At 36.3% G+C, this 26,001-nt stretch carries 29 protein-coding genes, 1 pseudogene and 1 riboswitch; of the genes and pseudogenes, 17 read left to right on the top strand and 13 right to left on the bottom strand.

Annotated features, from left to right (window positions below; translation table 11 throughout):
• The first annotated feature begins 607 nt into the window (after positions 1-607).
• Positions 608-883 carry a hypothetical protein gene (locus tag BMX30_RS09160; RefSeq protein WP_090744027.1) on the top strand — a complete coding sequence of 92 codons (276 nt, stop codon included), beginning with the start codon at positions 608-610 and terminating at the stop codon, positions 881-883.
• Positions 884-1,179: 296 nt separating this feature from the next.
• Here the strand turns inward: BMX30_RS09160 and BMX30_RS09150 are convergent, their stop codons facing one another.
• Both BMX30_RS09150 and BMX30_RS09145 read right to left on the bottom strand, forming a co-directional pair.
• A complete protein-coding gene (locus tag BMX30_RS09150; RefSeq protein ID WP_090744021.1) occupies positions 1,180-2,694 on the bottom strand; it encodes a uracil permease in 1,515 nt (504 codons plus the stop codon).
• A 14-nt stretch (positions 2,695-2,708) separates the two neighbouring features.
• Positions 2,709-3,302 carry a xanthine phosphoribosyltransferase gene (locus BMX30_RS09145; RefSeq protein WP_090744017.1) on the bottom strand — a complete coding sequence of 198 codons (594 nt, stop codon included), beginning with the start codon at positions 3,300-3,302 and terminating at the stop codon, positions 2,709-2,711.
• Between the two features lie 83 nt (positions 3,303-3,385).
• Positions 3,386-3,487: riboswitch (purine riboswitch) on the bottom strand.
• A gap of 276 nt (positions 3,488-3,763) precedes the next feature.
• Between BMX30_RS09145 and BMX30_RS23785 the strand changes: the two genes are divergently transcribed.
• Together BMX30_RS23785 and BMX30_RS23780 are read left to right on the top strand one after the other, a co-directional pair.
• A complete protein-coding gene (locus tag BMX30_RS23785; RefSeq protein WP_211482063.1) occupies positions 3,764-4,105 on the top strand; it encodes a hypothetical protein in 342 nt (113 codons plus the stop codon).
• Positions 4,092-4,352, top strand: coding sequence for an RpnC/YadD family protein (locus BMX30_RS23780; RefSeq protein ID WP_211482062.1), 261 nt, complete (start codon positions 4,092-4,094; stop codon positions 4,350-4,352). Before BMX30_RS23785 ends, BMX30_RS23780 begins: the two co-directional genes overlap by 14 nt.
• A 107-nt stretch (positions 4,353-4,459) precedes the next feature.
• Here the strand turns inward: BMX30_RS23780 and BMX30_RS09135 are convergent, their stop codons facing one another.
• Entirely contained in the window at positions 4,460-4,927 is a 468-nt protein-coding gene (locus BMX30_RS09135; protein WP_090744014.1) for a hypothetical protein, read from the bottom strand.
• 18 nt (positions 4,928-4,945) lie between these two features.
• Entirely contained in the window at positions 4,946-5,452 is a 507-nt protein-coding gene (locus BMX30_RS09130; protein ID WP_244532546.1) for a hypothetical protein, read from the bottom strand.
• 80 nt (positions 5,453-5,532) lie between these two features.
• Here BMX30_RS09130 and BMX30_RS09125 point away from each other — a divergent pair, with 80 nt between their 5' ends.
• From BMX30_RS09125 to BMX30_RS09110, 4 genes are all read left to right on the top strand, one after another.
• Positions 5,533-5,802: a hypothetical protein gene (locus BMX30_RS09125; protein WP_139195387.1), complete on the top strand. Its 270-nt coding sequence runs from the start codon at positions 5,533-5,535 to the stop codon at positions 5,800-5,802.
• Between the two features lie 279 nt (positions 5,803-6,081).
• Complete coding sequence (locus BMX30_RS09120; protein ID WP_090744007.1) at positions 6,082-6,627, top strand: hypothetical protein; 546 nt, start codon at positions 6,082-6,084, stop codon at positions 6,625-6,627.
• A 188-nt stretch (positions 6,628-6,815) separates the two neighbouring features.
• Positions 6,816-7,712, top strand: coding sequence for an acyl-ACP desaturase (locus BMX30_RS09115; protein WP_090744004.1), 897 nt, complete (start codon positions 6,816-6,818; stop codon positions 7,710-7,712).
• Between the two features lie 22 nt (positions 7,713-7,734).
• Positions 7,735-7,989: a hypothetical protein gene (locus BMX30_RS09110; RefSeq protein ID WP_090744002.1), complete on the top strand. Its 255-nt coding sequence runs from the start codon at positions 7,735-7,737 to the stop codon at positions 7,987-7,989.
• A 77-nt stretch (positions 7,990-8,066) separates the two neighbouring features.
• Here the strand turns inward: BMX30_RS09110 and BMX30_RS09105 are convergent, their stop codons facing one another.
• Entirely contained in the window at positions 8,067-8,630 is a 564-nt protein-coding gene (locus BMX30_RS09105; protein WP_244532545.1) for a hypothetical protein, read from the bottom strand.
• A 279-nt stretch (positions 8,631-8,909) separates the two neighbouring features.
• On the opposite strand from BMX30_RS09105, the gene BMX30_RS09100 reads away from it, so the two are divergent.
• From BMX30_RS09100 to BMX30_RS09080, 5 genes are all read left to right on the top strand, one after another.
• Positions 8,910-9,389: a hypothetical protein gene (locus BMX30_RS09100; protein WP_090744000.1), complete on the top strand. Its 480-nt coding sequence runs from the start codon at positions 8,910-8,912 to the stop codon at positions 9,387-9,389.
• Between the two features lie 492 nt (positions 9,390-9,881).
• Positions 9,882-10,358, top strand: a complete 477-nt coding sequence (locus BMX30_RS09095) for a GNAT family N-acetyltransferase (protein WP_090743997.1) — start codon at positions 9,882-9,884, stop codon at positions 10,356-10,358.
• Between the two features lie 178 nt (positions 10,359-10,536).
• Complete coding sequence (locus BMX30_RS09090; protein ID WP_090743994.1) at positions 10,537-11,043, top strand: RNA polymerase sigma factor; 507 nt, start codon at positions 10,537-10,539, stop codon at positions 11,041-11,043.
• Positions 11,036-11,977, top strand: coding sequence for an anti sigma factor C-terminal domain-containing protein (locus BMX30_RS09085; protein WP_090743992.1), 942 nt, complete (start codon positions 11,036-11,038; stop codon positions 11,975-11,977). Before BMX30_RS09090 ends, BMX30_RS09085 begins: the two co-directional genes overlap by 8 nt.
• Before the next feature lie 549 nt (positions 11,978-12,526).
• A complete protein-coding gene (locus BMX30_RS09080) occupies positions 12,527-13,102 on the top strand; it encodes an HNH endonuclease (RefSeq protein WP_211482061.1) in 576 nt (191 codons plus the stop codon).
• A 246-nt stretch (positions 13,103-13,348) separates the two neighbouring features.
• Here the strand turns inward: BMX30_RS09080 and BMX30_RS09075 are convergent, their stop codons facing one another.
• Positions 13,349-14,356: a DUF3231 family protein gene (locus BMX30_RS09075; protein WP_090743990.1), complete on the bottom strand. Its 1,008-nt coding sequence runs from the start codon at positions 14,354-14,356 to the stop codon at positions 13,349-13,351.
• A gap of 432 nt (positions 14,357-14,788) precedes the next feature.
• On the opposite strand from BMX30_RS09075, the pseudogene BMX30_RS09070 reads away from it, so the two are divergent.
• Positions 14,789-15,061: pseudogene (locus tag BMX30_RS09070) on the top strand (DNA/RNA non-specific endonuclease); the annotation flags it as partial.
• A gap of 188 nt (positions 15,062-15,249) precedes the next feature.
• Here BMX30_RS09070 and BMX30_RS09065 read toward each other — a convergent pair.
• From BMX30_RS09065 to BMX30_RS09055, 3 genes are all read right to left on the bottom strand, one after another.
• Complete coding sequence (locus BMX30_RS09065; RefSeq protein ID WP_090743987.1) at positions 15,250-16,104, bottom strand: hypothetical protein; 855 nt, start codon at positions 16,102-16,104, stop codon at positions 15,250-15,252.
• 113 nt (positions 16,105-16,217) lie between these two features.
• On the bottom strand, positions 16,218-16,742 hold the full coding sequence (locus BMX30_RS09060) for a competence protein ComK (RefSeq protein WP_090743984.1): 525 nt from the start codon (positions 16,740-16,742) through the stop codon (positions 16,218-16,220).
• 328 nt (positions 16,743-17,070) lie between these two features.
• Complete coding sequence (locus tag BMX30_RS09055; protein WP_211482060.1) at positions 17,071-17,298, bottom strand: helix-turn-helix domain-containing protein; 228 nt, start codon at positions 17,296-17,298, stop codon at positions 17,071-17,073.
• Between the two features lie 1,001 nt (positions 17,299-18,299).
• Here BMX30_RS09055 and BMX30_RS09045 point away from each other — a divergent pair.
• The 4 genes from BMX30_RS09045 to BMX30_RS09025 all read left to right on the top strand — a co-directional run bounded on the left by BMX30_RS09045 (position 18,300) and on the right by BMX30_RS09025 (position 21,240).
• Complete coding sequence (locus BMX30_RS09045) at positions 18,300-19,040, top strand: DUF7662 domain-containing protein (RefSeq protein ID WP_090743975.1); 741 nt, start codon at positions 18,300-18,302, stop codon at positions 19,038-19,040.
• Between the two features lie 141 nt (positions 19,041-19,181).
• A complete protein-coding gene (locus tag BMX30_RS09040) occupies positions 19,182-19,430 on the top strand; it encodes a hypothetical protein (RefSeq protein ID WP_090743972.1) in 249 nt (82 codons plus the stop codon).
• 109 nt (positions 19,431-19,539) lie between these two features.
• The gene (locus BMX30_RS09035) at positions 19,540-20,001 is read left to right on the top strand and encodes a hypothetical protein (protein WP_090743969.1); all 462 of its coding nucleotides are present in this window, start codon (positions 19,540-19,542) and stop codon (positions 19,999-20,001) included.
• Positions 20,002-20,925: 924 nt separating this feature from the next.
• A complete protein-coding gene (locus BMX30_RS09025) occupies positions 20,926-21,240 on the top strand; it encodes a hypothetical protein (RefSeq protein ID WP_090743964.1) in 315 nt (104 codons plus the stop codon).
• Between the two features lie 512 nt (positions 21,241-21,752).
• Here the strand turns inward: BMX30_RS09025 and BMX30_RS09020 are convergent.
• The 4 genes from BMX30_RS09020 to ald form a co-directional block, all read right to left on the bottom strand.
• Entirely contained in the window at positions 21,753-23,051 is a 1,299-nt protein-coding gene (locus BMX30_RS09020) for a TRAP transporter large permease (protein ID WP_090743961.1), read from the bottom strand.
• Positions 23,052-23,069: 18 nt separating this feature from the next.
• Positions 23,070-23,612, bottom strand: coding sequence for a TRAP transporter small permease (locus BMX30_RS09015; protein WP_090743959.1), 543 nt, complete (start codon positions 23,610-23,612; stop codon positions 23,070-23,072).
• An 84-nt stretch (positions 23,613-23,696) separates the two neighbouring features.
• The gene (gene dctP / locus BMX30_RS09010) at positions 23,697-24,746 is read right to left on the bottom strand and encodes a TRAP transporter substrate-binding protein DctP (RefSeq protein ID WP_090743956.1); all 1,050 of its coding nucleotides are present in this window, start codon (positions 24,744-24,746) and stop codon (positions 23,697-23,699) included.
• A gap of 28 nt (positions 24,747-24,774) precedes the next feature.
• Positions 24,775-25,908: an alanine dehydrogenase gene (gene ald / locus BMX30_RS09005; RefSeq protein WP_090743953.1), complete on the bottom strand. Its 1,134-nt coding sequence runs from the start codon at positions 25,906-25,908 to the stop codon at positions 24,775-24,777.
• Positions 25,909-26,001 lie beyond the last annotated feature (93 nt).

Below are 26,001 nucleotides of genomic sequence, written 5' to 3'. Positions count from 1 at the left end.
TTTTCTGATGACAAACAAACGTGCTTCATAGAATACTTTAAGCACTCTAGTCAGAATTATTAAGCTATCCTTAATTGTTAGGGATGGCATTTTTGAGTTTCGCCATACATTAAAAAAATTTCTCGGATTGTGAAAAGTTAAATATACTTTTATTGAGCCGATTAAGTGCCAAGTGAAGTATAGGAATCTAATTAAAGCTGGGTTACTTCGGATACCGTCATTTGTCGAATGAAAATAAACTAAAGGGTAAGAATGGGATCACAATGATTCCGTCCTTTTATTAGATATACATATAGGTTCGTATAAAATTTATTAAAACAAGAAACCAGCTAAAGTAAGCAACAGATTAAATATAATCATTTTCTATTGAATTGGTGCTTATGTTCAATAAGAAGTAGGAAAGACACCTGATTCATATGCTGCGCAGTAGACTTATACTGAGCAGCATTAGCATTATTTTCAATTGAGTCTGTGAAACGATGCACTTAAGCTAACTGGCAGATTACCACAACAACGGTAATACTTCTTTTGTAGGTATTGAGCAAAAAAGCACATGAAGTATGTATGTTAGGATTAAGTTATATATCTTTTTAAGGAGGGGTTTTGTATGGGGGCCTTTGTAATTGACGGCTTTATATGGCAGTTAATCATCGTGCCTATCATCACGATTGTACCAGCACTTATTGTATATTTTAAAACAAAAAAATGGTGGTTAGCACCATTAGTAACACTCGTTTTAACAATGATTACAGATATAATTTTTTCTGCGCTATATCATTCTTCTGTTTCTTTAAGTTCTTGGTGCATAGCATTGCCAATAACTGTTACAGCAATTGTTTGGTTGATAAAAGGAATTAAATTCGGTTTTGCCTCAAATCATTAAACATCTTCAACTATCGGGCAGTTATGTTGAAGAACATAGAAGAGAAAGCAGTGCCATTTGTGCGTAGTACAACCATTCTGCCCAATAGAAAAGAATATTTCATAAATTGGCCCGATTACGAAGATCAAAAGTTTAATTCCTTGGAAAACAAAAGGAAGATCAGGACTTTCCCTCTTGAAAATCGTTGAGGCTCTTCTAAAGCTAACAGCAAGTGGTAATGTAAGCCACATCCAATATCTCTATTACAAATCAACTGATAACAAGAAAGGAACGCCACTACGGCGTTCCTCTTTCAATTAAGCCGCTGCTTTCCTCTTTACTTCTACCTGACCACTGGCCTTTGCTTCTTTCCAAGCATAATAACCGAATAACACAGCTACAAGTAGATACCCGATTGTGTAATCAGGTGCAGCATTTATCGCTAATTTTGGTGCATGAATAAATCCGATGAATGATAATAATGAAGCAATAAGTGAGAAAATAATCGCCTGTTTAAAGTTGCGATCAATAATCGCTACTGTCATGGCACCTAGTAAAATAGCAGTAAACAAGGCACCTTGTCCTAATGGAACAATTCCAAGAGAAATATTTGAGACGACCTCGCCTGCTGCATTATTAAAACGCGTCATGACGTAATTAGCGAGATATGGCAACATGGCAATGGCAACAGCAGGATAATACTTTTTATCATTTGACGTGAACGCGGTACCAACCATAGACATTCCAACAAATACAAGGATTGGAGCAACGGCTGCTAGTGGAATAATGGCTGCCATCGCAGCAATGACACCTGACATAGCAGCAAGTCCAAAGACAATCGCATTTAAAATACTATAGCCACGACCCGCACCCATTTGTTTTGAACCAACCGTTGCAATATACACGGTTGTTGGGAACAACCCACCAAAAAGCGCTCCAATCATGGTTCCTGCCCCGTCAACAGCTTGGCATTTTCGAACATCATACGAATCACCAACTGCAGACATGGCATCAACATTATTCATCGTCTCAATTGCGTTATAGAGAGTAATCGGAATCAAGACAGCTAGGATCCCGATGAGGCTACCAAACAAATACGTCATTCCTTCAAAAGGAGCAATGGTTGGTAGAATAGGATAAAAACCAATATTCGCTAAGCCTTCTTGAATCGCTGTGGGGGACTGATAGCCTAGAGTAAAGGCTAAGATCGTCCCAGCGACGACAGCAAATAAGGAAGCAGGAATACGAAATGGCATTGCAAGCTTACCGACGATTCCAATAAGAATAATGGCTAAAGAAACGAGACCGACAACTGGGATTGAAAATGTATTAAACAGCATTTCACCCGCAACAAAGGTTAAAGCGACACCAGCAATTGCCCCTAGAAGAGCAGCTCGAGGAAGGCGGTCGCGAATCCAATTCCCACTAAAGCTTACTAGAACTTCAACAAGTCCACTTAAAAAGGCAGCACCAACCGCAATTTTCCAGGCGAGTTCATGGTCACCCGTTAGTGCATTGGCAGGAGCTAGAACACCGAATAGGAAGACAAACATGACGGGTGTACTGATTCCATATGATAGAGCTGTTACATCTGTTCGGCCTTCACGATGGGCAAGTTGCTTCGCCATATAAGCATAATAGAGGTTCCCTGCCATGACAGCAACGGCAGCACCAGGAATGACCTTTCCAAATACAATACTTGCTGGAAATCCCATTCCAAGCATGGTGACAGCAATCACGACAAAATTGGCTAAGTTATTTTGAAACAGAGCAAAAAAAGCATCGGTATCTTCTTTTTTATATAAAGGATAATGAATCGTTTTAGAAGTCATGGTGTACTCCCCTTTTAAATGTTTGATAGTTGTAATTCATCAACAAATGTGACTTGACCCTTTTCTAACGAATGGATTCTTGCAAGTGACTCAACACGGTAGCCTTGATCTTCAAGTTGTTGTCGTCCATCTTGGAATGATTTTTCGATGACGATACCGAGACCCACGACCTTAGCACCAGCTTGTTGAACAATATCAATTAATCCAAATGCGGCTTGTCCATTCGCAAGAAAATCATCAATAATTAGCACGCGGTCATTTTCAGTAAGAAAATCCTTAGAAACGGTAATATCGTTCGTTTCTTGTTTTGTAAATGAATACACCTGGCTCACAAATACATCACTACTCATCGTTAGAGATTTCTTTTTTCGTGCAAAGACAAGTGAGGCCTTTAAATCTCTTGCAGCCGTCATACTTGGCGCAATTCCAGAAGATTCAATGGTTAATACCTTTGTAATTGAATCTGTTTGAAATCTCCTAGCAAACTCTTCGCCTACAGACATCATTAAATCAACATCAATCTGATGATTTAAAAATGAATCGACCTTCAATACGTCTGATGACAACACTCTTCCTTGTTCTCTAATCGCCTGTTTTAACTGATTCATTCTCCTCACTCCTGTAACAAACAAAAAACTCGAATACCAAGGTCTCTACACGTACGACGAGTGAGACTTTGATATTCGAGAAAGAACATCAAAACATCACTCGTAGTCGAACCATTTAAGGTAGTCCGGTAGAAACTTGTAGGCCATATCCCCACGATTATACGAGATTGTTTGTATGTATTTTTCTAATGGAGTAAGTATATCTAAGATTCTAGTAAATTTAAAGCATTTTTTACTAAAAAGCGAATGAAATTATTTTTACCAAATTCATTGTTCGTATTTATCTAAAACGCAGGGACGGTTCTCCTCATACTATCTAAAACATTTGACTTTGAGTTAGATTTTTAAATTTCACGCTGATTATTATTCATGTGGAACCACAAAGCTATGTTCAAAAAGATTTTCATAAACGAATGTATCAGTATTTCAGCTTACTTTATAATAAACACAAGAAGCCAGTATTGCCGATTGCCATCTTCGCTCACAATCTAAAGCGAAATGAACGCAATCAATTTACCGTAACATTTCCATTCTTCCATGTATTGACCTTTGATTTTCTAAAAGTAGAATTAAATAAAATAAATTGGCGTGATTATATTCAATCAAATAATCCCGTGGCTGCGGCTCTATTAAGCAAAATGGGCTATAGTGAAAAGGAAAAGGTTCAGGTAAAAAAAGAATTTCTGCGAATGCTAGTAAAGATGGAATTAAATCCTGCAAAGGCAGAACTCATAAATGGTTTTTTCGAAACGTATTTATTCTTAAATAAACGGCAGGGAGGAACAACTCATGGAAGAGATTAAACAGTTGGATAACGAAGAAGCAGAACAAATCTTTAAACTGCCCAATTCTTGGAGAGAGAAAGGGGTAAAGGAGGGAAAAATGGAAGGGAAAATAGAAGGGAAAATAGAAGGGAAAATAGAAGGGAAAATGGAGGAGAAGAGACAAATAGCACTTGAAATGTTAAAAGAAGATCTATCAGTCGAACTCGTTAGTAAAATTACAAAGCTCACTCGAGATGAGATTGAAGAGTTAAAAAAGAAACTATAGAAGTGTACAAAAGAAGTAGAGCAAAACCGAAAATGTAGAAGGCTAACGATTAGATAGCCGTTTTTCAATGGGGAAAAACGACTTATACATCTTAGTTGAAATGGGTGTTATCCTTCATGATTTAAGGGGAATTCTTTTATAATTTTCACACCGTCTATTATTAGTACCGTGGAGTCAAATGCCCATTTCTTAACCTCTTTGGGATCTCCCCCGTCTTTAATTCTATACTCTACATGGAAAGACCCTTCTTTTCCTGAATCAATCATACCAGTTCCACCACTACCCATTGGCAGCATTTTCATATACTTGCTATCCTCAACCAATTCCATTTTTGAAGCTAATTTTTCACCTGGCCTAACAACGACCTCAAGACCATAATAATACTGACCAGGATAATCGAACTCACTTTTAAATGGTTTTGGACCTTCGTTCTTCATTTTAATATCATAGCGGAGAATATTTTCAGCCTTAATGATTGTAGTATCAATCGAAGATAGTGATATTTGTTCCGTTTGATCGAAACCAGGAAGGATGAAAAACGCAATAGTCGAAATGAACAATAATAGCTTTCTCATAATCACTCAACCCCTTATTTATTCTTTGCTTTCCTCAGTAAATGTAAATGTTTCTTTCAACGATCTCCCTTGTCCACCTTCAGTCCAAACCACTTCCACTTCTAACTCGGTTGCTTTCTCTGCCAAAAGAAAATTACGAAATAGATAAGGTTTTCCGTCGTTCATTTGTTTTGCTAAGGCAATGGCCCATTCATCATTCTCCCTGCTACAAGGAACACTGTTTGGACAACTCACTAGGGAATATTTTGTTTTGGAATTGGGTTCATTTCTATATAAGTGAACTTTGACCGAATCCACGTCATTTCCAATTTTATCAATTTTCAAAGAATAGGTAACAAATTTCCCTTTGATGGGTTTTACCAAATCCTTCTCCTTTTCGGCTTCGCCAACATGGACTGCCCACTGTTTTGATTTTTGGGCCTGGGGTAACTTCTCAAAGATTAAAGCCTCTGCTGCTAATGACGTTGAGATAAAGGATGTAAGTAAAAGCATACTAATACATAGAAACAGCTTTTTAATGACCACACACCTCCTGATAAAATCAGTATATTTTGCGTGAAATCATGGAGAATATGTAAATGTTCGATATTAGGGAGGAATTAGCCATGACAGAAAGACCGATCAACCAATTTAATTTTAGTCTCGAAAATGAAGAGGGAGAGCTTGTGGTAACAGGGAATATTAGCGGAGAATCAGAAGTTCCTTCATTTGACGATTTAAAATTTGAAGCAGTGATTGCTTTATTAAATTCAATCGATAAAAAGAACTTCAGCGAAGTTGAAAAAAAACATCTTTTTGAACAATACATAAATGAAATAGAGGATACCCTTACGGAAATAAAAATACATGACCAATTTCAAGGCGAAATTAAATGAAAGAAGGGGCTAGAAGGTTTGGGGTCAGTCTCCCGGTGGAGTAAAGCATTACTTCAGTGGGGGTCTGTCCCTTTTTTAATCCTTTATGACTATAAAGGATTACCTTGGTAATGAGAACAAACAATGGCTTTGAAATGCCTTGGAATTACACGAACCAGAACATAAGTGGCTTCAATTTTTATTCTAACTTGTTCAACAAACGCAGCAGGTTAGAAAAATTTGAAAGAGACCATAAATAGGATAAAATTGATAATAATAAACCATGTTAGAGGTGTTTCAATGGATGATACAATTAAGTCTTATTTTACAAACCTTGAAGGGAAAGACAAAAATTTACAATATGAAGCATTTCAGAATATAATGCATGCTACAAAAGAAAAAGTAGACTGGTCTTATGAAGTATGGGATCAATTGATAGGGTGGCTTTCTGATCGCGATAATCACCGTAGAGCTAGAGCAGGACAGTTTCTATCTGCTTTAGCAATCAGTGACCCTGAAAAACGGATGCTTCATGATTTCCCAGCGTTATGGGAAGTAACAAAAGATTCGAAATTTGTAACTGCTCGCCATACTATACAATCAATTTGGAAAGTAGGGTTAGCAGGACAAGAACAAAGAGAAATGCTTCTCGATCATATGATTGATAGGTTTAAAAATGGAATGGACGAAAAAAATTATACCTTGATTCGATACGATATGATTGTGGGTTTAAAAAAATTATATGATGAAGTAAAAGATGAACAAATTAAGGAAATAGCAATGGATTTGATTGAGAACGAAGAAGATAGCAAATATCAAAAGAAATATATGTCCGCTTGGAAATAATGAGTGATTAAACTTGGATTTTGGGGTCAGTCCCCCGGTGGAGTAAAGCGTTACTTCAGTGGGGGTCTGACCCCATTTTTGGCACTGCTTAATCAAACAAACCGGTAGCGTTCCTTTGTCATTTGTTTATCCTTTAGTTTATAATTATTATTAAACATTCTAACTAAAAAACTTAAGGAGCTAAAAACATGTTAAATTCAGATTTGGATAGGCGGTTAGAACCGCGCATTAAAGAATTGTATCAATTACATAAGGAACGATCGGCAAATATTGATTGGAGTTATCATGAATTTATTCCATGGGATAAGGCGATGTCTTTTAAACGTGTTCCATGGGAGGAAAGTCAAGTAACCCTACCAGAAGGTGTCATTGTTGCAGTTGAAACAGCCTTGCTTACCGAGGTGAATTTACCTTGGTATACTTCACATTTGGATTATACTTTCAAAAATTCAATGGAAGTAATCAATGATTTCGTGCGCACTTGGACAGCAGAAGAAGATCAACATTCGAACTTACTAGAAACGTATTTATTAGTTACCCGGAACGTAAATCCTACAAGATTGCATGAATTAAGAAGGAGAGTCGTTGAAAACGGGTGGTTTCCAGATTTCACGAACCCACTCGCAACTATGGCCTATACGTCATTGCAAGAGTTAGCGACACTAGTTTTCTATAATAATGTAGCCAAAATAGCTGGTCCACACGACAAAGATCTATCGACATTGCTTCGGCGTTTAGCGAAAGACGAAGCGCTTCATTATGCATTCTATCGTGATACCGTGAAAGCGCATCTTGAACTTGATCCGAATTTCATTGTTTTCTTTGAGGACGTAATTATTAATTTCTCCATGCCAGGTGCTGTTATGCCTGACTTTACCGAGAGAATGAAAACCATTGCCATCAATGCCAATTATGGTCCGCTACAATATTTTGACCAAGTATTAGATGTGGTTGTGACTTATTGGGATATTGCGAACTTACAACCTACCACCGACGAGGCAAAGCAATCACAAGCAAATATATTAAACTATCATGGCCGTTTAAAAAGAATTAAAGATCGCCAACTTCAAAAAAATAAAAAGTAGACAGATGAAAGGATTATGAATCATGAAAACAATGTGCGAACTATGTGAAAAAGAAACGAATGACAAAGTAAGTTATTTGGAACTTGAAACATGGGAATTTGAATTTTTAAAAAAGGAACAAAAAGATTTTTACGCCATCTGTTACGATTGTTTTGACAAACATACCAATCATTTTATCGATCAAGAAGTGGATCTAGAATTGAGGAAAAAACGTGCTCTTTCTGTAAATAAAGAGGTTCAAGATGAAATTGAGGCTATTCTTGAAATGGAAAGCTAATCACTTAGGCATTTTGGTGTCAGTCCCCCGGTGGAGTAAAGCGTTACTTCAGTGGGGGACTGACCCCATTTTTCTATTTATGGACCTACTGAGTTTGCTATCTCAACTAAAATTTCTGGTTTTACTTTGTCTGAAACAGCTTTATTAATGCTTAGAATATACTGCCAACCCTTTTTTTCGAAGATCAATAGGTTAAATCCTTCTGCAAAATCCGTACTATATAAGGCTTCACTTCCGTCTTTTAGTTTGAAGGTTTGATCAATAGACTCTTTCCTTAGCTCAAGACCGTACTTAATGGGCTTGACGTCAATAGTATAGTGATTTTTTGGTTTATCTTTATGATGGTATACAATTTCGAAGCCATCATTTACGTCACCCTCGAGGTCATTAAGCCTTCCGAAGCTGTGAGTGAATTCAATTGGCGGAATTTGGACTGGCAATTCAATCTCATGTTTGAAATGCGCTCTACTTTCTACCAATGCTTCATGAACTTCTTTGTAACCAATATCATAAAATGACTTCTGATATTCCTCGCTAGTATAGTTCGCTTTAACTACATGTGAAAGAGAAAAGGATAGCACAATGAATAATACCGTAAATTTTATTATTTTGATAAGGATCTCCTCCGCGTTTTTTTCCAATTTATATTCATGCGTTATTATCTACCATTATTCTCTTAAATATAATAGAAGTGTTGGGGTCAGTCCCCCGGTGAATCAAAGCGTTACTTTAATGGGGGACGTATAGGCATCTAACTAAAGCTGGGTTACTCCGGATCCCGTCATTTGTTGAATGGAAATAAACATTGGCTAGAGAGGATAATACATGTATTTGATAGGCTAAGTATTTTCCATGAATAATTAAAAACATAATACAGGAATACTACTCCTTATTATGATTGTTAAAGGAGCGTCCCATGCTTGAAAGACAAAAACACCTTATTAAGCATTGACCTAACCAAAGAGGATATACATTCTACTAACATCAACCTTATTTTAGATTCCATCAATCAAATTGAGGCAAATCAAAGCTTGAATAATCGGTTCGCTTCTATTGAATTACATACTATTGAGGAAGATGAATCAGATTCAAACCAGAGGAGGACGAAGAGGAGGTTGTATTTCACGGAACTAGTTAAAAAATTGCCCTACTTCTTGTTTTACATCAACCCAATAGGAGATTCTCACCTTAAGATCATCACATATTTAGCTGATGATATGAAAAGTAATAGGAAAGAAGAACCTCGTCTGTCAGGAAAAGTAGGATACAAAATGATTGAGGCCATTGAAGATCATGTAACTAGAATTGGCTTTGAACCTGAACATGAGGGATTATTGGAGCTTTATCAACTCATCAGCGATTCAATTAAAGAAGAAGACCTTCAATGTGGATTTCTGTAAGATTATGTAAGCATAAATCTTAAGAATATAAGGAGAAACCTGAGTTCCTATTAGAACTCAGGTTTTATCTGTTTTTAAAAGACGATGATGGATCTTTTCCCAATTTTAAATGTAAGACCTGCTTTTAAAACAAGAAAAGTCGAATTGTCCAGGCAGCGTTAAGAGTGAGCATTTAACCAGTCATAAAATGGCACTGGACGGGTGGGAATTGTTTGTGCCACGGGTATCTTTTGGTTCTTTTTATCGTTGAAGAAGGCCATTTTACGAATGGCTGCTTCTGTATAGGCCCTTATCTGGTTTCTAGGAATATTCTTATACCGATTTGTTTCAATCGTTTCTTTTATAAAGGCATGGGTGAGTGTGTTCCATGTGACAAGTCACAGTGACTTATCACTAAAAGGTTTTGTGTAACTTGTAGAGGATAATTCAATTGGTAGGTTGAATGAATATAGAGAAACCAGTAAATTATATTGGAACAGAAAGGTACTAACAATGAACTATGAGATAATTAAAGCGAGTTTGGATCATTCGGAAACACTTACAAACTTAATGCAATACTATATTTATGACTTTTCAGAGTTTATTGACGCACACGTTGAAGAAAATGGGAGATTTGGTGAGTATCCCTTAAATGACTATTGGGCAGAAGATCATCATTTTCCATATCTAGTTAGATTTAGCGGAAATTACGCAGGTTTTGTCTTAGTAAAATGGATAAAAACAGAAACTAAATCATACTTTTCAATTGCTGAATTCTTTATTATGAAAAAATATAGGAGGACTGGACTGGGTAGATCAGTTGCAAAAGATATATTCCGTTTACACAAGGGGAACTGGGAAGTTTTTCAGGTTTTAAAAAACGAACCAGCACAATCATTTTGGAAGAGCGTAATAAAAGAGTATACAGGCGGACACTTTATTGAACGATTAGAGGCTGGAAAAAGAATCACACAAGAGTTTGTCAGTTGATTTAATAAACGCAAAGGTTTGGGGGCAGACCCCCGGTGGAGTATAGCGTTACTTCAGTGGAGGTCTGACCCCTTTTTTTATTTTTTATTTTTTTATGAAAAATTTTTTCAGTATTGCTGTAAACTTTTTGAAGGGAAATGACTCTTTATTAGTGAGGGACGTTAGAAAGGGGGGAGCTATGGATTCTCAGCTACTGTTGGAAATATACAAAAAACAAGCAAAAATGATTTATTTTTATTTGAAAAAGAACGGTTGTAGCCATGAAGATGCAGAAGATATTGTTCAAGAAAGCTATATGAAGTATATGGCCTATAGTAGTGGTGTTCCTTCGGATAAAGCTCTTTCATATATTTTTACCATTTCTTTAAATGAATTTAAAAAATTGTTAAAGAAAAAAGGAAAAGAACAAGTGATTTTAATTGATGATGATCGCTTCTGGAACAACTTTGCGAATGACCAAAACACCGAATCTAGCGTTTTGAATATCGAGATGAATCATGAAATCGCACTTACTCTAGAAGGTATTCAAGAAGTCTTTAAACAGTTACTGGTATTAAAATATGAATTTGAACTTAGTTATAAGGAGATTTCATTATTACTAGGAATGAAGGAAGAAACGATTAGGACGTATTTATTTCGGGCTAGAAAAGAATTTCAAAAGAATTGGAGGGAGCTACATGGATGAATACTCAGAGGATATTTTTGATGAGAAGAAGATAAAAAAAGCTATAAACAAAGGTAAAAGGAAGTCGTTCATAACGATTGTTTTCGTTTCTATCATCGTGTTCGTTCTACTAACCATAGCCAATTTCGCAATTTCAGCTTATTTTAGCCAAAAGGCATTTAAGCAATGGGATGCTTATGTACGACTTAGCACACCGAACGGATACATCAGTGAAACAGTGGATTCAAGGGGTATTCTAGGAGGTATGAGCCATTATAAGATTTCAAAGGACATGAAAATTAAATCGATTGTTATTGAACAAAAACAATATCAATTCGGTTTGAATCCATCTGTATTGATTTCAAGAGGTGCAGGTAGCAGCATCGGAGTCACGGGAGAGGATTGGCAATTATCTTATAAAGAAAATGGTTGGAGGGAAATGCTGTTTTTTCATCCAGAGGTTGATTACAAAAAATATAAAAATGATGAAGAATTGATTGAAAGTATGGATGGGGAAAAAATATATGAGGTAGCTCTATCCTTTGATCAGCCATATAAGCCAAGTGAGCTTCCTACCCTGCAGCTACCAGAAATGACTTGGTTTTGGCTAAATACCTATAGCAATACCCAATTAAACACGTTCAAACAAGAGGCGAAGGAATACGACTGGTCTGCAACGTTTATTAGGGAGAATGAAGCATTAGGCTTTTCCATAAGAAATTCTTATCCTTCAGCGTCAGACTGGGCATATGAATATGAAGAGTTCCTAGAGTTGCTGAATACGAGTGCTTCCAGTGAACACCAAAAAACCTACAATACTATGAAAAATATTGGTATAGACGATGTAGAAATACTAGGCGTAATCGTTTATGGGACGAAGGATGAAATCGTAGAAATTATGAAGGATCCGACCATTAAAGCCTCTTCACTAGGGGGGATCACTGAGAACTATTAGTCGAAATACGAGGTTTTTCGTTAATGAAGGTTTGGGGTCAGTCCCACGGTGGAGGAAAGCGTTACTTCAGTGGGGGGGGCATTTTTCATAAAAACTTGACTCAAACCCCTATTATTAAATTATTTTTATTTGGACCATATATTGATGTATAATTAATTTAGAAAGTATATAAAATAAAAATTGACCGAGCACTGGAATGCTCAGTCAACACAACTACATGCCGCATGAAGAGCGGCTGACCTAGAAAATCTAAAAGGTGTTTTGAAAAAGGTAACACCCCTTTATCCTTTGGTCGGGCTGGGGGCGGTTACTTTTTTCTATTTACGACAATCATTATGATTACTGTAATCAATCCAATTAGAACTAAATTCGATTGAAAGGTTTGGGGTCAGTCCCACGGTGGAGGAAAGCGTTACTTCAGTGGGGGTCTGACCCCTTTTTTCAAATGCTTTACGCTTTAATAGTTTTGTATTAGGTCTACATAATTACTTTAATAGAGCAACACATGTCAATTTAGCGTTCTCACGTCTTGCCTATGAAATACGTGCAATGATGTACAATCGTCTTAAGCCTATCGGGAAATACGCACATCCAACGAATCCACCACCAACCTACAAGAAATTTTATAGTTTAGGATTCAAGACTTTTAAAATTGCAGGTATTCACCTTTTCCCTATCGCGAATGTTCAGACAAAAAACGTGATTAGTTTTACACAAAGTCTAACACCATTCACGGTGAAAGGTCGAGCGCAGATTCATAAGAACTTGCACAAGAATATCAAGCAAGAAATAGCTCTTTTAATGGAGTCGAAAATCCCGACACGCAGTGTCGAATATATGGATAATCGAATAAGCCGATATAGTATGAAAAATGGAAAATGTGAAATCACAGGATTATTTCTTCAAGCACATGACTTGCACTGCCATCACTTTATTCCTATACAACTCGGTGGAAGCGACAAGTTTCATAACCTACGCATCCTTCATAAAGATGTACATAAACTTATCCATATGACAGATATAATTAAGATGAACCTACTCATGAAAAAATTGGGTATCACAGAACCGGTGCTACAGAAAATTAATAAATATCGGGAAGCATGTGAATTAGAACAAATCAAATAACCCAAAACAACAAGAGTAACTTGAAACTTATAATTAACAAAACCATCGTTAGATGGAACGCGGAATGCTAGGAAACTGGCACGTTCCGTGTGGAGCAGGGGAAAAGCCGGAGATAACTTCAAACGCTTACCTTTAGTGGAATAATGGCTTTCATATATCGAGTACACTCACCATTTCTTAAAGGAGATTTGGAATACTCCTTAAAAAAAACAAAAAGCTACCGTACTTTGGTAGCTTTATTTTTCTTTAGTCTTGAGCAAGCTTATCCCTATTTAGTGAAACAGGAGGTTTCTCCATCCACTCATTTTTTATCATAAAGGATTTTATATTTTCTTCATATTGATACACATCTGCAATTATCTTTGCATATGTAGTTTTTAAATCTTTTCGGATACTTACTGCTGCACTATACCCATAACTGGCGATACCATCACGATTAAGTTGGTCTAATAGATAAGATATTAATTTATCTGAAAAAGGAGAGGTTTTACCATCCAAAACATTCGTATCCCAAGTCATTGAAATAGGCAAATCATTTTGAACTAAAATATCACCTAATTTGTCTATAATATTTAAAGCTAATTCTTTTCCATGTTGCAATAAACTCATTAATTGCTGATTAGATGTAGATTGAATAAATCCAATTAATAAGTTTTTACCAATATAATTCATAAAAACATTTTTGTGTAGCTCATTTGCTTCTCTTGCCGTTAATTCTCTATTATCATTAAAGAAGTTACCCAAAAATCCTTTATCTGCAATTGGGTTTGTTTCATGAGTGTAGGTAATTGAAGGAGGTCTTACAAATACTCCCTTTTCCAATAGAATAGTTGTTGTACGTTCAAATAAACTTGAAATGTTTTTTAATTGTTCATGGAAAAAATTACGGATATCCTCCCTTACTGAATCGGATAGTGCCATACTTGTTAAGGACATTCCAATTTTAGACATATTATTTAAATAAAATAGTATAAAAACATCCGTATACATCTTAGGGGCATTTGGGTTTAAATCATCTTTAATGTTAAAACCTTTGGGGATTGGATAGTTTTCACTTCGTAGAACAGATTCAAAAAATTGTACAGCAGATTTAGAAATAGAACCCGCCTCACTACAAAGAGATTTTACTTCTTCTAATTCTGTTGTTAAGGTCAGATACTCCAAAACAACACTTGACATACTATTATTCATTAACTGTTCCCAACAGTGTGCTAACTCACCCGCAGTTAACTTTACAGCCTTTGTATTATCCATATAATCAATTCCTTTTTAAGTTTAATTTTATATTCTATAACAAGTATCTGGTATTTTTTTATTAATTATGTAATATTGCATGGAAAATTAATATTTTTTGGTTTGACAAGGGAGATATCATAACTAAAAGGGCTTTTCAAATATTCAGCTAAAATGGGGGACTTTAAAAAAGTTTGTGAAATATTGCACTTAAAACTATCGGAGGCTTTAGTTTAAGAAGACATTTAAATGAATGCAAAAATAGCTTGGTTCTTAAACCAAGCTATTTCTATATTAATAATCAACACAATTCTTTAACAGAGCCTTAATTTAAATATTTGTAGCTTTTTCTATCTCGAAAATAATAATTTCACCCATATGATATGGGAAAAAATATGTACAAGTATAGAGGAATTAAACTTTGTTATATTTATCCCAGTAAATTCAGATGTACAATATACTTTAATGGGCAACAAAATCGTTGATACATTTGATAATGTGAACCCTGATAAAGTTAACGAATCACTCGGTTTAACAGACAGTGAGCCTTCCAATTCAACCAGTTCAAACACAAACGGTGATATTTCTAGCGTTGATACAAACGGTAATGGACAGGTGACAATTAAAGAAGCAAAAGCAGCAGGTTTCAGTATGCCAATAACGAGTGATCACTGGTTATACCCCTATATGCGCGATAATGATAATGACGGTATGGTGGGTGAGTAAGGTTTTCACAGAGTATTATTTACGAAGGGTAGTGTCAGGATCAATCTTAATAATGTAGGGAGAACCTGAGTTCCTATTAGAACTCAGGTTTTTATCTGCCTAATGAGATGGTGTGATGAATCATTTTCCCGATTTTCAATATCGATGACTTGCTTGAAACAAGGAAAAGTTCGGTTGTCCAAGCAACGTTAAGAGTCGGCATTTAACCAGTCATAAAATGGCACTGGACGGGTGGGAATGGTTTGTGCCACGGGTATCTTTTGGTTCTTTTTATCGTTGAAGAAGGCCATTTTCCGAATGGCTGCTTCTGTATAGGCCCTTATCTGGTTTCTAGGAATATTCTTATACCGATTTGTTTCGATTGTTTCCTTTATAAACTCTTGGGTGAGTGTGTTCCAGGATCGTTTGCTCCATCTACCTGGGGCATATTCGACATAGAGCTCATTACAAACATTTTTTATGGCTTTTTCAAATTCATCTAAATGGGAGAGAGGGTGGTCATCTTGTGAATTCACAATGTTTGTTTGATCTCTATTTATTTGTTCTCTCTTTCTTTTTTTCTCTTTATTTAATAGCTGTCGATTTTCAACTGTTGAAAATGGACTGTTCAATTTCAACTGTTGAAAATCAACAGTAGAAAAGGGGTCTACATATCCTTCGATTGGAGCGATGAGTAAGTGATGATAAGGTTCACTGATGTGTTTCACTTTAAAGCCAGCCTTTTCAACCTCTAAAATCAATTCCTCTACTTCACTGTCTGTAAAGGGAACATCGGAAAGATGGTAAAGATGAATATTCTTCCTTCCATCCCGATAGGTCAGTTCAACCCAGTATCCAAGTTGTTCAAGCACCGCAATCCCACTGGAAATCGGGCCCCGACCATACGTGCTGTATAGATGGGTTTTACGAATGACCCAATTTTCGGGCATAGACATTAAATGGGCCAGTACGCCAATGGCTCGAATATCGGTCAAACGTTGTAATGGGTGATTGTGAATTTGAGCAAAATCTTTCCTCTTTTGTCGTTTAATGATTCCGTTCACAGATGGGGTTCTCCTTTTTAAAAGGAGATAAATGGCTTATTATCTCCTCATTTTTGGTGTTTTATTTTTAGATGGGAAAAGCGTATATAACACTCACCCACAATCGTTCATATTTATTGTCGTTGCTTCTTCTTTTTCTTGCGTTTTTTTGGATCTAGAATGAAGGAGAAAGTACTATTTGGCCCACGTGCGGTTATATCCTCAAGTTGTTCAGCGTTTTGGATTTTCGTGTTGAAGGAAGAAAGTCTTGATGGAATGAGTAATGTGGTGCCGTTTGTGAATCTTACAAGTGTTTGTCTGTTCATGCTGATGGTGCGTCTAATATGGGCCGGATTAAGCCATGTTGTTTCAGCATTTTTATGTGATTGCGTCGGAAACAGAACGATTCGTTCAACCGGATTCACCATGATGGGGCACATTTGAATATCCCCAAGCAATCTCTTTGATGCGAGTATGGCTCCTTTTAAATCGTAGCCAACCCAGCAAATGCTTTCATCTAGGATTTCGATGGGAGATTTGTCAACTATAAACGTCCTTTCGGTTTCACGAACTAAGGTGCACAGTTTGCCATGGCGATCATAGAAACCAGCCATGCTCATAAATTGCTGATTAATTAGATAATGCCTTTTTATTAACATCGATTCGGCTCCTTTGACCCGCAGTTAGGAGGTCGGTTGTAATGTATCGTTTGATCTTTTTTCTGTTGAAAGGCACTAGTTGTTAGTCACTCATATAGGATTCATTCCACCTTTAAACGATATATTTACTTTTATGGGAAGGATCAACTAAAACCGTATGTGTTTAGTTGATCAAAAGTAGTTTAGATTTTGAAAGGGTTTACAAAAAAGTGTGAGAAAATATGAATTCGTATTTGTTGGCTCGTAGGTGAGTGGAGAGAAGGGAAAGTATTGAGAGCTTTCCCTTTCATCTCTTTCTTTAGGTGGGATAGGACTGTATTGGCTGGTATTATAATTCTTTTTTTATTTCAACTACTAGATCAAGAATATCGATATCTAGTCCAATAGCCAAATTGTAGAGTGTGCTAAAACGGGGGTCCTCCTCATTATTTTCGATGGCTGAAATGGTTCTTAATCCAAGCGAGCTATGCTCTGCCAATTCCTCCTGAGACATCAACTTCTGCTTCCTCAGTCTTTTAATTGCAGGACCAATGTTCATTACTTTATGTTTCGTCACATTCAATCTCCTTTTAAGACTATTGAATAATAAGGAGAATTTATGTGACATGCAGATAAGTGCGCATTTGTTTATTGGGGGCAAAACTTTTGTCTAAGTGCAAACTATTTGTCGCAGTAATCGAAATTTTGTTTGAAAAACCCTGATTTTATACGGTTTTAATGAGGGCTTTTTTTTATTTCTGAAGACTGAAAAAATTGTCGAAAAAAGGACAGTTGTGGTAAGTGCGCTACTAAGCTAAAAAAAGCCATGCTAATTTAGGAAGCAGTGCGCTGTCGCCTCGGATTTTTAGAAGATTGAGAGGTTTTGAGCGGCATTTGGGGCAGCCACCTGATCCCAATATTTTTGGAGATTTTAATACCTTTGGAATTGTGGTAAACGACAGGGCGGCTTAGTTTACCCTCGGGGCGTGCCAGGCACCACAAATTCTTATAAACTCTTTATCTGATAAAATTCGAGCTTGTTCCAGTTCATTTTCGAACCTAGTTCTAACGAAAATTAAAGGCTCTGGTGAAACTAAGGTGATTGGCGGGATTATAAATTCCCGTTCTTCTTTTAAGTAGTGTTTAATATCCTCTTTGTGATTTTTATCGAGAAACCGATTTTTAATTTCCGACTTAATGATTTCCTGATTTTGTTTTTTCACGCTTGAGGTGCTAACAAAATTTCCGACAGCCTCAAGGGTTTAGGGTCAGTCCCCCGGTGGAGTAAAGCGTTACTTCAGTGGGGGTCTGAGCCACTGGCCAATTGAGCCGATTAAGTTTAAGAGTGAAATATAGGCACCTAACTAAAGCTGGATTCTTAAGGATACCGTCATTTGTAGAATGGAATTAGTATTAGTATTTCAAGATGAAATCACATTGGTTTCATTTTTTTTTTTTTTTTTGACTTTTGCATGTTTTTCTGTTGTTTAGCAGCTATAATTTTTTTCAATGTTATTCTATATATGTTAAGTGTAAAATTTTTATAGATATATGGACGGATCAAGGGGGGATTAATAGATGTATAACGGTAAGTACATAAAATTATATGAGTATCTTAAACAAAAATCTAAGGAGGCATCAGAACAAAAACTTACATTTACTGAAATAGAAGAAATTTTACAGTTTAATCTACCTAAATCAGCATATAATTATCCAGCATGGTGGGCAAATGAATTACATGGAACTCATTCCCATGCACGTTCATGGATCGATGCTGGATGGAAAACATCTGAAGTTAGGATGGGGGATCAAATTACATTTCTACTTAAGAAGAAAGATATAACTGAAAAGAAATTTGTTGAAGCTTTAAATGAAAAGTGTAAAAAGTTAATGGAATTTAAAGTATATACATATAATTGTGACTCCAATAGGTTAATGGATTTTGAGGCTGAAGTAGATTTAAAAGGTGAGAAAATTTATTTGAGATGTGAGGCTAAAATTGGAACTAAGCCTAACGGTATAGCATCAAATGATAGACCTAATTCTGTTCATAAATTATTTGGCTTAATATTAAAAGGTAGAAGTCTTCCTAGAGCAACGGAATCAACCGATTATAAAGACGCCTTTGCTTTTGTTATTCCTAAAAGGGATTTTGAATATTACCAAGGCAGATACGAAGAAATCCATGATGACTGGGTTTTATTTGGATCTATTTTTAATTGTAAGTTTGTAATTACATTTGATGAAAAAACTCAAATCCTAGAGTTTTACAAGTGGGATAAATGCTGGATGGAAGAGGAGGTTTACGCATCCTACTAAATAAGAGCAGATAAATAACTGTCCAATGTGAAAACAATGCCCCAAAGTTGCGTTTATCCAAGAAGGGATAAACGCTCTTTTTGTCGAATTAATACGAACGGACAGGCTAGTTGAATCAAAAAGCGACGTAGGGGTGAATTGATGAAACGATTTGTTATACCAATTTTAAAGGCAGTCGCAATAGAGCTTTTAGACGGAAAGAAGGATGAACCTATGTTTAGCATTAAATGTTTAAAATGTGGGTGTGTTAGAGAATTAGAATATAATTTTTCTAAAAGATCCGGGGATATAGAGATTTTTAATGACGATAGCACATTAAGTACTGATGAAATCATTGTATCTCTTAAATGCTTCAAATGTGGAAATAACTTAAACAGTTCAGAATATTAATGCACAGTTCAAAACTGTTCAGCTGGAAGAACTAAAAGGCCATGTAAATCATAGTAATCATGTTTAAATGTCAATTTGTACATATAAGGTAATTAAAGGAGAGACCAGCGTGCTTGAAGAAATAAAAGAGCTTCCACCACGGAAAGTAGCAATTGCCCAACGTCAGTTAGATCAACGTTATATCAATAAATCTCAATTTTTCCAAGGATTTACATTATTTATTACCTTCGCGAAAGCTATATCTTATGTATTTCTTGTTAATTGGATTTGGAATCAACTATCAGGGCCATCTCATACAAATATATTTGGAAAATATATAAGCGAATGGTATCAATCAATGTCTGATTTGTTTGGAGTAGCTCATGAATCGAATCAAAAAGTGTACGAAGAAGCTGATATAGCACTAGTGGTTCTATGGATTACAGGTGTAGTTGCTGTTTTGGAGGTTATTTCAAATCTTATTGAGATTTGGAAACCACGAAAAGGACATGAAATCTCTTCATTTACTTTAGGGTGGATAAGCCCATTCCTAATCACTGTAATTATTTTTCTAATTGTTTTTCGCAGGTAATAAAATAGCTCTATAAAATTCCCTTTGATACTTTTCTTCTCACCCTCGAAAGTAAAGGCAAATACTTCTTATTAATCTTCTTCGAACACAAAGTGACAAGTCACAGTGACTTGTCACAATCAAAACTTGGAGGGTGAATAAATGGAAGAGGAAAAAATAATTGATTTTATGATGAAAAAGGGTTTTAAGAATCCTGAGTCCCTTAGTGATAAGGAGAAACTAAAAAATTTATGGATGATCTATAAATCTTAAGACGAAACACAATTTTGGGGTCAGTCCCCTGGTGGAGTAAAGCGTTACTTCAGTGGGGATCTGACCCATTTTTCCATTTTTCGACTAAATGCTATATTAATAATTTCGACAAAATCTATCAATCTTCTGGTGGTGCCAGGCACCGAAACCAATAGCTTTTATATGGAACAACAGAGGTTGATTTTTAGGAGCGTTGCAGTCTTTGAGAGAAGTGGGGTAAGAAGACAGACAGGCAGATATAGGGAAATGATATTGGTTTATACCTATTAACCGAACAGGTGTTGACATGTTGACCAGTAACATTGGAGTAAGGAGATGAATAAGCAGAGGATTGTAAACTTATACTTAGTCTTTCAATTCTATGGAAGAAGGCGTAAGGTCATACTCACGAATGATGTCTTTTATTGGATTGCTGTTCAAATATAGCTGAACCATCTGATTTTTGAACTTATCTGTAAACTTTCGTCTCGCTCTTTTGTCATCGTAAATTCTCCTAATTTGTATTAGATGCTGTCTACGTCACCTTAACTTTTCTGTCCAACTAAGTGTAGTGCTTAGCCTATCCATTCATTCTTTTAAAAAAAGTCCTAGAAAATAACTCCATGCTTTAGGGCAATATAAGAAAAGGGTTATTTTTAATTTTGGGAAATTAAAAAGTTAGGGAGAAATGAAATGTATTGCAAAGTAAAAAACGGATATGCGGAAATTGGTGATATTGTCACTAGGATTGATTTTTATGGGGAAAGTGGAGTTGATCCACATAACCTATACAAAGTAACCGAATTTGATGAATACCAGGGGATAAAACAAGTTAGATTCCGGAGATTAAAAAAGGGCACATTGGAATTTTTAACGGCTAATGGACAACTAGCTGGCGGTGATATGATGAGTTTTGATGAGGCTACATTTAATTTAAGGATCATAGAAAAGGCTGAGAAGACTCCAACTTTTTGGAGCAAATTAATTAAAATGTTCCAAAATAAATGAAATGGAGTTAGTATAGTTTCGTGGGCACAGTTTAATTAAGTCCTTACAATTATTTTGAGAGGACGTATCCAAATTGGAACGTAAAGCTACAGGCAAAAAATATAATGTTGACTTTAAGAAAACGATTTTCGATTTGTATCATTCCGGTAACTCAGTTAAAGAATAAGCAGCGAATATGGAGTAGCAGAAGTAGCAATTTATAAATCGGTGAAAGACTTTACCTCCGAATTTTGGGGTCAGTCCCCCGGTGGAGTAAAGCGTTACTTGGGTGGGGTGTCTGACCCATTGACCCATTGGCCTTCAGGATCCAACTATCTTTATCTCTAATTACTACACTACGCACGTCAAACCTTCAAAACATGTGGAGTGCTGCGTCTTGCTTAGATAACGTTAAAGAGTTGCAGATGGTAACGAGAACCTATAATAGATTCCCGTTATTCCGACTGCTTTTATTTCAATTGAGAAGGCGGATAATGAATCATTCAGCGTGCTCTATTATTGAGGTGTAGTTTTTATAACAGGCCAAATAGTTTTGGTAAGTACAATGCAACCTCTGGAAAGACAGTAGTTATGAACAATGTTGGAATCCATGCGAAAAGAATTATCCACATTGTCGGTCTCATCATTTCATTGATTGGTGTATTGCCAATTCTTGACCCAAGGTATAAGAATGGAGCGGTTGGGGGGGTTACGCAACCTAGTCCAAGATTAACGCCCATGATAGCTGCAAAGTGTATTGGATGAAGATCAAGTGAAATTGCTACTGGTAGTAATATAGGTGTAGAAAGAAGGATGGCACTTGTATCGTCCATTAGCATTCCTATAATAATCATGAATAAGTTAAGCATGAAAATTAGAATGAGTCTATTTTCTGTAACTGACATCATAAATTCAAGAATCATATCAGGTACACTTTCCATTATGTATAATCTTGAAAGCATCATAACAGATAATAGCATGATCATAATAACACCAGCTGTAGTTCCAGCTATTATTAAGGCCGTTTTGAATGTTTTCCAATCGAGCCCTTTGTAGAAAAGTATTCCAATAGGAATTGTATATAGTACTGAAACGGCTGCAGCTTCAGTTGGAGTTAGGAAACCGCCATAGATACCACCTAAAATGATAAAAGGTGCAATTAAGGCAGGTATAGCTCTTCCAGTTCTGTTACCTAATGTTTTAACAAAAACAGTCTTTTCTATTTTTTCTGGTATTACTAATGTTTTGCAGTCTCTTAGCATCCACCAGTTGGTGAAAATTAGTAAAATTACGAGTATGATTCCAGGAATTAGAGTGGAAAGGAATGTAGCCAATACGGATTGGCCAGCGATAAAGGCAAATAAAATCATGTTCAGACTTGGTGGGATCAAAAGTCCCAGCAAGGCAGCACTTGAGATAAGTGCAGTAGAAATTCCTCTTGGATATCCTGCAGCTGCCATTCGCGGAAGCATAATAGTTCCGATACTTGAAAGGGTAGCAAATCCACTACCAGAGATGGAACCGAAAAGGGCACAGGATATAACCATTACCGCTCCAAGTCCTCCCCTGATGCGTCCTATAAACGTTGTGACAAAATTTATTAAACTTTCACCAATTCCGCTCTTTTCCATAAGTTGACCTGCAAGTATGAAAAGTGGAATTGCCACAAGGATTAGGGAACTTACCTTACTAAACCCATATGGTAAAAGGAAAGTATAATCATATCCACCAAAAAAAACAATTACTAGGATAGAAGCAAAAAATGCATAGGGTATTTCAACACCAAGTAATAGAATGACAATTAATACAAGAACGGCTACTAAAGAAATCAATTAATATCCCTCCTTCCTTTAATCATTTTTATCATTGAATTGGATCTTTTTTACCCATATTAAATAGAATCTTTTTATTCCATCATACAAATAAACTAAGTGGAAAAAGCTTCCTACACCTAATCCAAATAAAAGTGAAGATTGACCCACTATTACTGGAATACGCCAAACTGGGGTTGCCTGATCATTAATCAAATTCCACTGGAATAATTGAATGGCCCATAGAAAAAATACGATACCAAGAAAAACACTCAAGGTATCACGTACTAGTGAGAGGATATCCTTTAAAAGTCCCTCTTTCATCATAATAACGATGATATCCGCTTTTATATGGCTTCTTTCATAAGAACCATAAGCGCTTCCAAGCATATAGAGCCAGAAGGCACAAATAATAAGTATTTCTTCGTATCCAAGTAAATTGTAGTCAAGGGAACGGGCTATAACAGCAGCAAAAGCAATTAGTGTTACAAGTATATTGCTGACAATTAAACCAAACCTTAAAAACTTTACTAAGGCTGACCAAATAAATGATTTTTCTAACTTGTTTTCAAGGTTATCCATTATACGTCTCCCTCCTTTGATAGTAGAAATAATAGGGACGGGAAGGGGTACCCTTTCCCGTGTGTTAAGGCAATTGTTAGCTTGTTAGTTTGACTTAAGTTTTTCAATTTCAGCTCTCATACCATCCATTAATTCCTTAGATAACTGCTCCTCAAGCTTAGGCCAAGTAGTTTCTCTAACAAAATCAGCATAAACATCTATTTGTTCTTCAGTGAATTCAATAACTTCAACGTCATAATCTTCAGCTAATTTCTTCTTGTAGGTTTCTTCATTTTCTTGTGCTAATGTAAAGCTCTTTTCACTTTGTTCATTGAATGCAGCAATAACGATTTCAGCATCTTCAGGGGAAAGTTTTTCAAGGGTCTTTTCACTCATAACATAGCTTGTTGCTTCTGCATGTAAATAGTTTACATACATGTAATTGATTACTTCACCAACCCATGCATAGTTGATGTTTGGTGTTCCACCTACCCAACCATCAACAACTTTTGTTTGAATAGCTGTAGGTACTTCTGCATATGGAACGGTAATTGGAATGAAACCAAGTTCTTCTTGAGGGATACGGAATGTAACCATGCCAGGACTTCTTGTTTTAACCTCTTTGTTTACCCCTGGAGTAAACATATCAGTTGGTTCTTTTACAAACGCTTGACCAATAAATCCTTCAATCACGAAACCAAGGAATTTAACATCGCTTTCAGCTGTTAATTCACCTATTTGATTAGAAAGGTAGGAATCTGGAGCATACAGGATTTTGGCTTCATCAAAGTTTTTAGCGTAGTATGGAACATACGCTGCGCCAAGCCTTGCGTCTAAAGCATCTGGAATTGTTATTTGTCCGGCATCGATTGTACCTCTCATGATTTCTTCATAGACAGTTTCATATCCACCTAACTGGCTGGCCGGGAAGTATTTAATTTCAACTCTGCCTTCTGTTCTTTCCTTTACGATTTCAGCAAGTTCATTGTTTAAACCAGTTGCAATGTGCTCTAATGGAGCATCAGATGCTAATCTTAAAACGATAGGATCGCTAGACCCATCACCAGCAGTTTCTTTTCCACCGCCACAGGCAGTAAGTGCCACAATTGCCAGACCAAGCGAAAGAATGAATGCCGCAAATTTTTTAGTTCTCATTGTTCTCCTCCTTTTGTTTAACTGCTAATTAATTAGCAGTTAGTGTTTTATTAAGAGCCTTTTCAACGGCTACATATTCATATCCAAGGTCTCTAGCTATAGCTTCATAAGTAATTTCTCCGTTTGCTGTGTTTACTCCGAGTTTTAATGCGCTATTTTCTTCTATAGCTTTTGAGATTCCTTTATTCGCAATCTGTAAGCTATAAGGTATAGTTACATTTGTAAGTGCGATTGTTGATGTCCTTGGAACAGCTCCCGGCATGTTGGCAACTGAGTAGTGAACAACGCCATGCTTAATGAATGTTGGGTTATCATGAGTGGTTACATGGTCAATAGTTTCAACAATGCCACCTTGATCAATGGCAACATCAACGATAACTGATCCAGGTTTCATGGTTTTAACCATCTCTTCTGTTACTAGTTTTGGAGCCTTAGCTCCCGGAATTAATACTGCGCCAATCAAAAGGTCCGCTTCTTTCACTAACTGGGCAATATTATACGGGTTAGACATTAGTGTCTTAATCTGGCTTCCAAATATATCATCCAATTGCCGCAAACGCTCGGCACTTAAATCAATAATGGTTACATCGGCACCCAACCCAATAGCCATTTTTGCAGAATTTGTTCCAACAATTCCTCCGCCAATAATTGTTACTTTGGCACAACTTACACCTGGAACACCTGCAAGAAGAATTCCTTGGCCCCCATTCGTTTTTTGTAGAAATTGAGCACCAATTTGGGCGGCCATTCGCCCAGCAACTTCACTCATTGGGGTTAGAAGTGGAAGTGTATTTCTTACGGCGATTGTTTCATAAGCTAGGGCAATCACATGTTTTTCCTTCAAGGCATTTGCTAATTCAGGCTCAGCTGCTAAATGTAGATATGTAAATAGAATTAATCCCTCGCGGAAAAATTGATATTCACTTTTTAAAGGCTCCTTAACCTTTAAAATCATTTCTGCCTGGTTCCATACGTCTTTCGTGTTATCTATGATTTCTGCACCTGCATTTACATAATCCTCGTTATTAAATCCACTACCAATCCCGGCATCCTTCTCAACAAACACTTTATGACCACTTTTAATAAATAAAGTAACTCCTGCTGGTGTTATAGCTACCCGATTTTCATTATTTTTTATTTCCTTTGGTATCCCTATAATCATTCTGAATCCCCCTAATTCATGCTTAATAGATACAGTGACATACATATTTAAGAGACTCTTGATTTATCCATAAACTACCCCCAATTAGTAGAT

Origin of the sequence: Mesobacillus persicus (genome assembly GCF_900109925.1) — a bacterium.
GTDB classification, from domain to species: Bacteria; Bacillota; Bacilli; order Bacillales; family Cytobacillaceae; genus Mesobacillus_B; species Mesobacillus_B persicus.
Note: the sequence above shows the minus strand (reverse complement) of the source record. Positions and strands in the feature narration are given on the sequence as shown.